This is a genomic window from Pseudobutyrivibrio sp. C4, assembly GCF_900111635.1.
GTDB lineage: Bacteria > Bacillota > Clostridia > Lachnospirales > Lachnospiraceae > Pseudobutyrivibrio > Pseudobutyrivibrio ruminis.
The window spans coordinates 46,521-57,567 of the sequence record NZ_FOHF01000012.1; the positions used below are offsets into that span (position 1 = coordinate 46,521).

Annotated in this window: 13 protein-coding genes and 1 pseudogene; 12 read left to right on the forward strand and 2 right to left on the reverse strand. The window is 39.0% G+C overall.

Annotation, left to right across the window (positions count from 1 at the left end; genetic code table 11):
• Positions 1–42: 42 nt before the first annotated feature.
• From BMY66_RS13865 to BMY66_RS13870, 12 genes are all read left to right on the forward strand, one after another.
• A complete protein-coding gene (locus BMY66_RS13865; protein WP_155952487.1) occupies positions 43–216 on the forward strand; it encodes a hypothetical protein in 174 nt (57 codons plus the stop codon).
• A 48-nt stretch (positions 217–264) separates the two neighbouring features.
• Positions 265–879, forward strand: coding sequence for a cyclodeaminase/cyclohydrolase family protein (locus BMY66_RS13530; RefSeq protein WP_090395502.1), 615 nt, complete (start codon positions 265–267; stop codon positions 877–879).
• A 12-nt stretch (positions 880–891) separates the two neighbouring features.
• Positions 892–1,746 carry a bifunctional 5,10-methylenetetrahydrofolate dehydrogenase/5,10-methenyltetrahydrofolate cyclohydrolase gene (locus tag BMY66_RS13535; RefSeq protein ID WP_090395503.1) on the forward strand — a complete coding sequence of 285 codons (855 nt, stop codon included), beginning with the start codon at positions 892–894 and terminating at the stop codon, positions 1,744–1,746.
• An 83-nt stretch (positions 1,747–1,829) separates the two neighbouring features.
• On the forward strand, positions 1,830–2,483 hold the full coding sequence (locus tag BMY66_RS13540; protein WP_044937641.1) for a PilZ domain-containing protein: 654 nt from the start codon (positions 1,830–1,832) through the stop codon (positions 2,481–2,483).
• A 17-nt stretch (positions 2,484–2,500) separates the two neighbouring features.
• Entirely contained in the window at positions 2,501–3,403 is a 903-nt protein-coding gene (locus BMY66_RS13545) for a hypothetical protein (protein WP_143064542.1), read from the forward strand.
• 100 nt (positions 3,404–3,503) lie between these two features.
• Positions 3,504–3,962 (forward strand): HD domain-containing protein, encoded by a 459-nt coding sequence (locus tag BMY66_RS13550; RefSeq protein ID WP_074792024.1) that lies wholly within the window; start codon positions 3,504–3,506, stop codon positions 3,960–3,962.
• 121 nt (positions 3,963–4,083) lie between these two features.
• Complete coding sequence (locus BMY66_RS13555) at positions 4,084–5,280, forward strand: efflux RND transporter periplasmic adaptor subunit (RefSeq protein ID WP_044937644.1); 1,197 nt, start codon at positions 4,084–4,086, stop codon at positions 5,278–5,280.
• A 2-nt stretch (positions 5,281–5,282) separates the two neighbouring features.
• A complete protein-coding gene (locus BMY66_RS13560; protein ID WP_033154381.1) occupies positions 5,283–5,975 on the forward strand; it encodes an ABC transporter ATP-binding protein in 693 nt (230 codons plus the stop codon).
• Positions 5,972–7,483 carry an HlyD family efflux transporter periplasmic adaptor subunit gene (locus BMY66_RS13565; protein ID WP_090395505.1) on the forward strand — a complete coding sequence of 504 codons (1,512 nt, stop codon included), beginning with the start codon at positions 5,972–5,974 and terminating at the stop codon, positions 7,481–7,483. The genes BMY66_RS13560 and BMY66_RS13565 overlap by 4 nt, the downstream gene beginning before the upstream one ends.
• 10 nt (positions 7,484–7,493) lie before the next feature.
• Positions 7,494–8,747 (forward strand): ABC transporter permease, encoded by a 1,254-nt coding sequence (locus BMY66_RS13570; protein WP_090395506.1) that lies wholly within the window; start codon positions 7,494–7,496, stop codon positions 8,745–8,747.
• A gap of 17 nt (positions 8,748–8,764) precedes the next feature.
• Positions 8,765–9,520 (forward strand): exodeoxyribonuclease III, encoded by a 756-nt coding sequence (locus tag BMY66_RS13575; RefSeq protein WP_090395507.1) that lies wholly within the window; start codon positions 8,765–8,767, stop codon positions 9,518–9,520.
• Positions 9,521–9,573: 53 nt separating this feature from the next.
• Positions 9,574–9,741 (forward strand): hypothetical protein, encoded by a 168-nt coding sequence (locus tag BMY66_RS13870; RefSeq protein WP_167541227.1) that lies wholly within the window; start codon positions 9,574–9,576, stop codon positions 9,739–9,741.
• Positions 9,742–9,775: 34 nt separating this feature from the next.
• On the opposite strand, the gene BMY66_RS13580 is transcribed toward BMY66_RS13870, so the two are convergent.
• Together BMY66_RS13580 and BMY66_RS13895 are read right to left on the reverse strand one after the other, a co-directional pair.
• Positions 9,776–10,153, reverse strand: coding sequence for a thioesterase family protein (locus BMY66_RS13580; protein WP_033154376.1), 378 nt, complete (start codon positions 10,151–10,153; stop codon positions 9,776–9,778).
• A 706-nt stretch (positions 10,154–10,859) separates the two neighbouring features.
• Positions 10,860–11,047: pseudogene (locus tag BMY66_RS13895) on the reverse strand (ABC transporter ATP-binding protein); the annotation flags it as partial.

Sequence of the window (11,047 nt, forward strand, 5' to 3'; positions counted from 1 at the left end):
AATAGTCATGAATAATTTAGGATAATTGATTGGGCTAGAGTAATGTTAGAAAATGATAATCTAAAATACAGACAGATGTATTTTGATATGGATGGTGTTATCAAGCAAGAGACATACGTATATCACAGAGAATTAACACCAGAGGAGCAGGAGAACTACGACAATTTAGTAGCTGATTCTGACCAAATGACTATTTTTGACTTTATTACTGATTAGACCTTGGATTACCAAGGTCTTTTTTGCATTATATAAAAGGAGAATACTATGAGTTTAACTAATTCAACATTACAGGAATTCACAGAGAAGCTTGCTTCAAAGACATCCGTACCAGGAGGTGGCGGTGCAAGCGCTATGGTTGCAAGCATTGGAATCGCTCTTGGAGATATGGTTGGCGAATTCACTGTTGGGAAAAAGAAATACGCAGATGTGGAGCCAGAAATAAAGGATTTAATGGAAAAAGCTCAGGACATTAGAGTTAAACTCTTAAAATGCATCGATGATGATGCTATAGCCTTTGAACCACTTTCTAAGGCTTACTCTATTCCAAAGGAAGATCCTACCAGAGACGAAATAATGGAAAAGTGCTTGAAAGATGCTGCACAGGTTCCATTTCAGATTCTTCAGCTTGCCTGTGAAGCAGTGGATTTACAAAGAGAATTTGCAGATAAAGGCTCAGTGCTTATGATTAGTGATGCGGCCACAGGTGTTGCAATGCTTCAGGGAGCAATCAAAGGGGCAGCTGTTAATGTAAAGATAAATACTAAATCTATGAAGGATAGAGAGTATGCTTCAGATTTAGATTCTAAAGTGGAAGCATTAGTAGATGAGTATGTAAGCAAAGCTGATGAAATATACAAAAGCGTTATGGAAAGATTATAAACTGGAGGTATCATGGCAAAGTTATTAAAAGGTAAAGAAGTAGTTGATGCATTAAATATAAAAATGGCTAATCAGGTAGAGGCGCTCAAAGAAAAGGAAGTTAATCCTACACTTGCTATCCTTAGAGTAGGGGAGAGAGCAGATGATCTTTCTTATGAAAGAGGCGCAATCAAACGCTGTCAGCAGGTTGGTGTGACAGTTAGAGTGGAGGCACTTCCGGAGGATGTTTCTGAAGAAGCCTTTTTTGAGAAGCTTACTGAGTTAAACGAGGATGACTCTGTTCATGGAATTCTTATGTTTAGACCACTTCCAAAGCATATCGATGGTGAAAAAGCCAGAAATATGCTGAAGGCTGAAAAGGATGTGGATGGATGCACTGATTTATCTCTTGCCGGTGTATTTACAAACACAAATCTTGGTTTTGCACCATGTACAGCTGAGGCAGCCATGGAAATCTTAAAGCATTATGATATTGCACTTTCTGGCAAGAAGGTTGCTGTCATAGGTCGCTCACTTGTTATTGGTAGACCAGTTGCAATGATGCTTATGCACGAAAACGCAACTGTTACAATTTGCCATACAAGAACAGTTGATATTCCTTCTATTACAAAGGATGCAGATATTGTAGTGGTGGCTTCTGGTCAGATGGAAAGCATTGGAAAGGAATATTTGAGAGAAGGCCAGACTGTAATTGATGTTGGTATTAGCTGGAATGATGAAAAAGGCAAGCTTTGCGGCGATGTTAAGTTTGACGAAGCTGAACCAATTGTAGATGCTATTACTCCAGTGCCAGGTGGTGTTGGAGGTGTTACAACAAGCATACTTGTAAAGCATGTTGTTGAAGCGGCAGCAAAAAAGACTGTTTAATTTTCAAAATGTATGAATTTTTTATACAAAAACTCCGATTAATTATGTAGAATAGTTTTATAAGTGGTTAAGGGAGACGAATTATGATTATTGAGCAGCTAAGGGCAGGACAGGAGGTCACACTAGAAGTACTTATTGGTGGCTCATCATTTGAATTGAAGACAGAGGTGGTTGGTACCAATGCTGAAACAGGAGCATTGGTTAAGCCATACGTGTATAACGGACAGGTTGTGGATTTTACAAATGGATCTCCACAGAGCATGACATTCTCACTTCATTGCATAGATCCACACACTGGCGGTAGAGTTGTGTGGAAAAATGTAGCTGTTAACGTTATTAAATTCAGAGGTGTGGATTACTATGCCGTAGATGCCAAGGCTTTTGGTAAAATCGCAGCATCCAGTGAACGAAGAGAGGATGTTAGAGTGCATGTGAAAAAGCCAGGCTCTGCTCTTATGGAAGATGGTCGACGTTTCTCCATCTCAGTTTTGGATATTAGCGACAGTGGAGTTTCCTTTATTGGTAATGCTAATAGAGTCACAATAGGTGACATTGTAGAGGTTAACTTTGCTGATAATGCTCATAATTCAGATTTTAGCTTGGCAGTAAAGGCTCGTGTAAATAGAGCTGAAGCTGAAAACAATGGCATATTGTACGCTGGTAAAATTTTAGAGAGAGATAATAAGCTTTTAGCGTATCTATGCTTTAAAGGCATGGACGAAAAGTTAGATAGATAGCGATAGGGACGAATTATATGGCAGACGATAAGTTACGACAAGAGCTACTATATATGGTTCGACTTACTTCTAAATACGATTTCAGTCGTATGGAGGTTGTTGAAGGTATACTGAGGCTAGAAAATGAAAGACAAATTCTAGGCTCTGTTTTTGGTAAGAGATTCAAAACAAGAATATTTGATATAGCAGCTGGCCAAGCCGTAGATGAGAATTGTGTTATTTGCGGACAGCATGCTGATAATAAAGTAATATGCCAGCATTGTCTTTCAACAATAGGTGAAAGCGATTATGCTAAAAATAAAATCAAGAATAAAGAAAATAATAAAAAACTTAGAATTCCGGATTTTAAGAAGCTAATAGATAAAATAAAGTCTATTAGCAAACAAGATAAAACAAAAGAAGAAATTAAAGAAAAAGTTCATGACAGGATTAGTCTTGGAAGAGTAAAACGTTATGTACAAGGTATTTTGGTATTTTGTTTAACCTTGATTTTATTTATTCAGATTTGGATATTGGGATTATGGCTCTCTATTCCAGACTATAATCCAACTGAAGAAGCTAGGGTTTCTTCAAATCAAGTGGTCCCTGTGGAGTCCGCAGATGATGCTTATGCTCAGCTGCTACTGGATTTTCCTGAGGAGGAGGGATACACGGTTACATATTCCAGAGAGGATGCAGATTATGTGGGAAGGTTTTTGCTTAATCCTGGAGACTGTTGTTTGGAAATAGAAGATAATCTTACTGATGAAGAAAGATACGATTATTTCTTTAAAGAAGATGTTTATGTTTTCTATATTTCATATTTAGAGGAGAATACAGGAAAGGTGGGGATTGCCGAGGTAAACCATGCAGGTTCTATCTTGATAGAAGGTTCGTTTAACGATGGACGACGTACAGACTCCTTCTACAAATTCAGATAGAATTATCATATTCTACATATTACATTCACAGCCTGGACATAATTCTTTGGTACTATTTCAACTGCGATTTGTAATGAATATGGTTATCTCGGAGGTTTTTATGAGACTTAGACCAGATGAAGAGGCAAGATTAAATAGTATCTTGGCGCCAATTAGAAGTGACTTGAGAGTTCAAAAAATGAAGAACTACATTCAACATGGGAGAATAACAACTTTTGATCATGTGGAAAGTGTCACTAGACTTAGTTTTTGGATTAATAAAAGACTTCATATAGGAGCAGATGATAGAGTTCTTACAATAGGAGCTTTTTTACACGACTATTATTTATATGATTGGCATGTTACTGATGATGGACATGGACTTCACGGTTTTTCTCATTCAAACACTGCAAAAGAAAATGCCATTAACGACTTTGGGATAGGAAAAAGGACTCAAGATGTTATTGAAAGCCATATGTGGCCACTTAATATCACCAAGGTTCCCAAAAGTAGAGCAGCATGGATTGTATGTATTGCTGATAAATGCGTATCAACCCGAGAAACACTGCTTTGCAGATAAAAATTAAATCAAGAATATATTATATTAGGGCCGTTGTATTTGCTTGCAATGGCCCTATATTAATGCTATAACTGTATTAAGGGAAATAGAACAGTTAATGTTCATCGAAAGGACGAATGATATGAAAAAAAAGGTTATAGCTATTGTGCTTGCAGCGATAATTGCGGCTGCAGGAATTTTCGTGTGGAAATCAGGAATTATATCAGGAGGTGCAACTGGTTCTGATGATTCAGCGGAGGTATACGTTATGTCTTTGTCTGATATCATGGGAACTAACAGTGGATATTCTACTAATGTCTTTATGGGCGTTGTGGAAGGTCAGGAGTCTACAGGTATCACAAAAAGTTCTGACAGAGAGTTAGATCAGCTTTTTGTATCTGAGGGCGACACTGTTACAGTTGGAACACCTCTTTTTTCGTATAAAACTGATTCTCTGGTATCAGAGAATACTCAGTATGGCTTTGAAATTGAAGGCTACAACCTTAGTATTGCTGATTACAACAACGATATTACCAAGACTCAGGCAGAGCTTGATAAAATCAAGGGCAACACAGATGAGGATAAAACTAAAAAGGAAGAGCTTACCAATCAGATTAATTCATTAAATACAGACATTGCCATTGCTCAGAATAATATCGAGATGGTAAATGCAAAGATTGAAGCTAACAACAATAAAATAGCAAATTCTACTGTAACTTCTACAGTTGATGGCACAATCACAAAGATTGCAGATGATACAAACCCATACACAACAGATGGTTCTTTTATCACAATTCTTGCATCTAAGGAGATGAGAGTTAAGGGACAAATCAATGAGCAAAACGTATGGGCAATCAATGTGGATGAGCCTGTAACACTTCGTTCTCGTGTGGACAGCAGTCAGACATGGAAAGGAACAATTACCAAGATTGATACTGAATCAAAGCAGGAAAACAATGATTCGTCATATTATGGTGGTGGTTCTTCTGATTCTAGTTCCACAAAATATCCTTTTTATATCACACTTGAGGATAGTGAAGGTCTAATGATGGGACAGCATCTATACATCGAACTTGGACAGACAGATGCACCAGAGATGGACTTTACAGATGGCACATATTTATATGATTACTATATTGCCTATGATGAAGAGGGCAATCCATTTGTATGGGCAGACAATAAAGGACGTTTAACAAAGGTTCCTATCGAGCTTGGAGATTATTATGAGGAGCAGATGGTATATTCTGTTTCTGGTATTGATAATGACACATTAATCGCTTTCCCAATGGAGGATTACTCTGAGGGAATGAAGACTGTTAGCGAATACGAGGGAGAATAAGAATGATTGTAAAACTTGAAAACATTTACAAGGTTTACGGTGAATCTGGCACAGAAACCTCGGTTCCAGCTTTGAACGATGTGTCACTTACTGTAAACGAAGGTGAATACGTGGCAATCATGGGGCCATCAGGTTCTGGAAAGAGTACTTTGATGAATGTTATTGGTTGCCTGGATAAACCTACATCTGGTGTCTATTATTTTGAAGATAAGGATGTTCTAAAGCTTAAAGATAGGCAGATGTCTGATTTAAGACTTCACTCTATTGGTTTCGTTTTCCAAAGCTTCTATCTTATGAACGAGGAGAATGCAATTGAAAATGTAGCCCTTCCTCTTTCATATGCAGGAGTTCCTAAAAAAGAAAGAGAAAGAAGAGCGATTGAAGCTCTTACAAGGGTTGGCCTTGCGGATAGAGTAAAATTCCGTCCTGACCAGCTTTCCGGAGGTCAGAAGCAAAGAGTTGCTATAGCTAGAGCCATTGTTAATAATCCAAAGGTTCTTTTGGCGGATGAGCCTACAGGTGCCCTTGATCAAAAGTCTGGCGCCGCTATCATGGACCTTTTTGAAAAGCTCAATGAAGAAGGCACAACCATTATAATGATTACTCACGATGCCAATATTGCCAGCCATGCGAAAAAGACATACAGAATTGTCGACGGCAAGCTTTACCATGGATTAGAGGAGGATAAGGAATGAAAAAGATAATTAAACCTATCCTCATAATAGTTATTATTGTGGCCTTGGCTGGTGGCGGTTTGTATGGAGGATACAGATACAGCCAAAGCAAAAAGACTGCTGAGGTTGTTGCCGTAAGCATGTATGCCATGGATGGATACTGGGGTGATTCAATAAATAGTTACGGAGATGTAACCTCAGATAAGTCTCAGACCACTTACCTTTCATCAGGAACAGAGATATTATCTGTTAATGTTCAGCCTGGCGACCATGTTAACGAAGGCGATGTGCTGATGACAGTCAAGAAAGAAACACAGGATATTAAAGGCAAAGAGCTTGAAGTAGAAAAAGCTAGACAAGCTTACGTTGCTGATACAGTTACTCTTGAAAGACTGCAGAATACAACACCTATTCCTGAATACATTTCAAGCTCACCAGATACCAGAACAAGGGAGCTTCTTGTTAGTAAAGAGTATAGATTAAAGCTGGGCTCTACCTTTGGTGAATACAAGGAAGACCATCTTGTTTACGAGGAATACTATGATCAGTCTGGAAATCTTACATCTACTCTCTATTATGATGAAAAGGGGAATTCCCTGGATGAAACTGATGATACAGACAAGATTAATGCTATCGTAAATGCGGACCATTCTCTTTTCGAATGTTACGATAATTATGAAACAACAGAAGTTACTGTAGGTACCTTCTACTACAATGCAGAAACAGGAGAGATGATTGGCCACGAAGGTGTTGATGGAGAAGGAAATGTTGTAGAACGATACAATGCTCCAGAAGGTTATACACCTACTCAGCTTAAAGATAAAATAGAAGAGGTTTCCAACACCCTCAAGAAACATGATCTTGATCTTAGAAAGAAGGAAAATGAGCTTGAGGTTATGAAGAACACCAATGACAATGGTGAGATTCTGGCAAAGGTTTCAGGTACAGTTTCCAAGGTTCAGAACAAGGACAATTACAATAACACTCAACCATTCATGATAGTTACCGCTACTGATGAGTACTATATTTCAGGCAGTATTGGAGAGTTCTATCTTGATAGTGTTAATGTTGGAGATACAGTTACTATTTCTTCCTGGGATACTGGACTTACAGCAGATGCTGTTATTACTTATATCAGTGATACTCCAAATACAGATAACAACAATTTCTATTCTGGAGATGGAAACACAAACAGCAGTAACTATGAATTTAAGGCTAGTTTCGATAGAAGCAGTGGTATTGAAATTGGCTCTGGGGTAGATATTACAATTACTCCGGCTGGACAGGAAGATACCGGACTTTATATTTCTACATATTTTGTTCGTAAGGATGCCAGCGGTAATTATGTTATGAAAATGGGCTCTGACAATAAGCTTGAAAAAGTTTATGTAAAGGTTGGAAAAAGCCTTTGGGGTTCAATGATTGAGATTAAAAGCGGTGTCACTATGGATGATTACCTTGCATTCCCATATGGAAATGGAGCAGTGGAAGGTATGAATTGCAAAATAGTGGATTCTTTTGCGTATTAAGGGAGGACTTATGTTAGAAAATTTACGATTGGCCTTTAGAGGCATATGGACACATAAGCTTAGATCCTTTTTGACAATGCTGGGTATCATTATTGGTATTGCGGCTATTATCGCCATAGTATCTACTATCGAAGGAACCAACCAACAGATTAAAGAAAATCTTATTGGCTCTGGCTCCAACACTGTTGATATTCAGCTTTATCAAAATGATTGGCCACTTGATTTAAGCTATAGCGAGGCACCATTTGGAGTTCCTCAGGTAAGCGATGATGCTTTATCTGAAATCAGAGATTTGGATGAGGTCAAATCTGCAAGTAAATATGCCAACAGACAGATTTATGATGGAGTTTATTACTTGAACAATTCAATGAATGGTGGATACGTAAAAGGCGTTGAAACAGATTATTTTTCAACAGCCAACCTTACAGTTAAAGAAGGTAGACTTTTCACAGTAGATGAGTTAAAAGATTATAAAAAGGTTTGTGTAATTGATGATGGCGTTGTGGAAGATCTTCTTCACAATGATGAGCCTATTGGAAAAATCCTTGAGATTCAGGGAGATTCATATGTGGTAATCGGAGTTGTTGCATCACGTTCAAACTTTGAGCCTACAATCAACTCAATCTCTGACTATGAAACATACATGCAGGATGAATCTGGAACAGTTTATATCCCACTTTCAACCTGGCCTATAAGCTACAAATATGACGAGCCAGAAAATGTTTTAGTTAGAGCTAATTCTACTGATGATATGACAGCTGCAGGAAAGAAGACTGCAGATATTATGAATTCATACATCAGTCCAACTGATGACACGATCAAGTATCAATCAAAGGATTTGCTGGAGCAGGCACAGCAGCTTCAGCAGCTTTCATCATCAACAAATTCAATGCTTATTTGGATTGCAGCAATCTCTCTTTTAGTTGGTGGTATCGGTGTAATGAACATTATGCTAGTATCAGTTACAGAGCGTACTGCAGAGATAGGTCTGAAGAAAGCCATTGGAGCAAGAAAAGGAAAAATCATGGGACAGTTCCTTACAGAAGCTGCCGTACTTACTTCTATGGGTGGTGTGCTTGGAGTTGCCAGTGGTATTGGACTTGCTCAAATCATTTCAATTATGAGTGGCACACCTGTTGCAATATCATGGCCAGCCGCTTTTATTGCGGTGATATTTTCAATGGTAATCGGTATTGTATTTGGTATTTTACCAAGTCATCAGGCTGCAAATCTTAATCCTATTGATGCATTAAGAACTAACTAATTTGACCCGGAGGTTATATGAGCAAATTTATTTCATGGAATGTAAACGGCCTTAGAGCAGTGGTAGGAAAAGGCTTTTGGGAATACTTTGATGAGGTGGATGCAGATATCTTTTGCCTTCAGGAAATCAAGCTTTCTGAGGGACAGTTTGATTCCGAAAAGGAAGGATATCACGTCTACTGGAATTATGCAGAAAAGAAAGGCTATTCAGGCACAGCTATTTTTACAAAGAAAGAGCCTATTTCTGTAAGCTACGGTATAGGAATAGAAGAGCATGACCACGAAGGAAGAGTTATTACTCTCGAGTTCGAGGACTATTACTTTATCACATGCTACACACCAAATTCTCAGAATGAGCTTAAGCGTCTGGATTACAGAATGACATGGGAAGACGATTTCAGAGCTTACATGTGCGAGCTTAACAAGAAAAAGGGCGTAATCCTTTGTGGCGATTTAAATGTTGCCCATGAGGAAATCGATATCAAGAATCCTAAGACAAATCGTCGTAATGCAGGCTTCACTGACGAGGAGCGTGGCAAGATGACAGAGCTATTGGATTCTGGATTTGTAGACAGCTTCAGACACTTTTATCCAGACCAGGCAGAAATCTATTCATGGTGGTCATACCGATTCCATGCAAGAGAGAAGAATGCAGGTTGGCGCATAGACTATTTCATAGTATCAGAGGATATAAAAGACAGAATGAAGGACGCCAAGATACATACAGACGTTATGGGCTCAGATCATTGTCCAATAGAATTAGATTTTGAATAGGCATTAGGCAGGCAATATGCTATCATAGAGTATATCAGTGGGAGGTGCTTATTATGGCAGATAAAAAAGAAGGTACATTTGTAGTACATGTTAATAAATGCGAAAACGACACATGGCAGGGCCAGGTCACATGGGCTGACCGGGATGAAAAGCTTAGCTTTCGCAGTGCCATGGAATTAATGTCAATCATTGATGCTGCTTTAAATGCAGACGAAGAATAAAACTAACGGCTAGCCATTTGGCTAGCCGTTTTTATTACTTATTTGCCTTTGCAAGGAACTTTTCGTTATTGATGATAAATCTCTCATGAGTACCCATTCCAACAACACCGCTTTCATCCGAACATACAACCTCAAAAGAAAGCTTACGGCCGTCAATCTCAATAAGAGTAGCCTCACAAATAATAGTTTTTCCAATAGCTGAAGGAGCCATATGGCTAACATCTACCTTTGTGCCTACAGTACCCAGGCCTTCCTCAAGCTCTGGCTGAACCATTTTCCAGCAAGTCTCCTCCATAAGAGCGATCATTGCAGGCGTTGCAAACACCTCAAGAGCCCCACTAGTAAAAGCCTTTGCAGTATTATCAATTGTAACAACCGTCTCAGCGGTATTCTTCATCCCAATTTCCAACATAGTATAAGTCCTTTCCCAACAAATATAATTTCGCAACCTCCACTATAATACCACATATCACGCCCCACAAACCTACTATTTACACATTTTTATAGTTTATGTGTAGGGTCTGCCCCTCTAGATTTGTCCCGGCCCTGGCCCGCCCCGCCCGCAGCGCTGCCGCCCTCACTCTAGGGGGTACGTCACAGATTTTGGATTATCTAAATGTGTAGTCGCCCATATTTATTAGTAGGTGTTCTTACAAAGTTTTACAATTCTATCGGTAAGGTATGGGGGGAGACGGACAAACACTACACTAAGTAATCATCAGTCTTAAACTAGCTTTGTATTTATTACTCTTTGCTTTGGAATGAAGTTAGTAAAACAAAAAGAGATATTTGATATGGATTGGCAGCTGCCGCTAGGACGGCGGCAGCAGTGGTCACTTGAAACAGGACGTTGAATGTGCCACGGTGCCAATACATACAAATATCTCTTTTTAAGTTTTACTTAGTGAATGTAGTAGCAAAAGTAATAATACAAAGACTAGTTAAGACTAGATGATTACGTATATTACAATTGTCCGTCCCACCCATACATTACCTTCGAATAGTAAAAGCTTCGTAAGTACACCTACATATGGGCGACTTTACACATTAAGGTAATCCAAAAATCTGCTCCAATGATACCCCTAGAGTGAGGGCGGCAGTGCTGCGGGCGGGGCGAGCTAGGACCTCTGTAGGTTGTCGTGGGCGCTTATTGGGATTACGAAGGGGCTTAGGGACATTGGGTCTTCGATGACTACGCTGTCGATGCCGTATATTTGCTTGACGGAATCGGTGGTGATGATTTCGTTTGGGGTGCCTTCGGCTAAAAGCTTTCCGTTTTTCATTGCAAAAATGTAGTCGGCATATT

Bases quoted from the DNA above. Each gene is read 5' to 3' on its own strand.
- BMY66_RS13865 (WP_155952487.1), top strand. From the start codon at position 43: ATGTTAGAAAATGATAATCTAAAATACAGACAGATGTATTTTGATATG.
- BMY66_RS13530 (WP_090395502.1), top strand. From the start codon at position 265: ATGAGTTTAACTAATTCAACATTACAGGAATTCACAGAGAAGCTTGCT.
- BMY66_RS13535 (WP_090395503.1), top strand. From the start codon at position 892: ATGGCAAAGTTATTAAAAGGTAAAGAAGTAGTTGATGCATTAAATATA.
- BMY66_RS13540 (WP_044937641.1), top strand. From the start codon at position 1,830: ATGATTATTGAGCAGCTAAGGGCAGGACAGGAGGTCACACTAGAAGTA.
- BMY66_RS13545 (WP_143064542.1), top strand. From the start codon at position 2,501: ATGGCAGACGATAAGTTACGACAAGAGCTACTATATATGGTTCGACTT.
- BMY66_RS13550 (WP_074792024.1), top strand. From the start codon at position 3,504: ATGAGACTTAGACCAGATGAAGAGGCAAGATTAAATAGTATCTTGGCG.
- BMY66_RS13555 (WP_044937644.1), top strand. From the start codon at position 4,084: ATGAAAAAAAAGGTTATAGCTATTGTGCTTGCAGCGATAATTGCGGCT.
- BMY66_RS13560 (WP_033154381.1), top strand. From the start codon at position 5,283: ATGATTGTAAAACTTGAAAACATTTACAAGGTTTACGGTGAATCTGGC.
- BMY66_RS13565 (WP_090395505.1), top strand. From the start codon at position 5,972: ATGAAAAAGATAATTAAACCTATCCTCATAATAGTTATTATTGTGGCC.
- BMY66_RS13570 (WP_090395506.1), top strand. From the start codon at position 7,494: ATGTTAGAAAATTTACGATTGGCCTTTAGAGGCATATGGACACATAAG.
- BMY66_RS13575 (WP_090395507.1), top strand. From the start codon at position 8,765: ATGAGCAAATTTATTTCATGGAATGTAAACGGCCTTAGAGCAGTGGTA.
- BMY66_RS13870 (WP_167541227.1), top strand. From the start codon at position 9,574: ATGGCAGATAAAAAAGAAGGTACATTTGTAGTACATGTTAATAAATGC.
- BMY66_RS13580 (WP_033154376.1), bottom strand. From the start codon at position 10,153: ATGTTGGAAATTGGGATGAAGAATACCGCTGAGACGGTTGTTACAATT.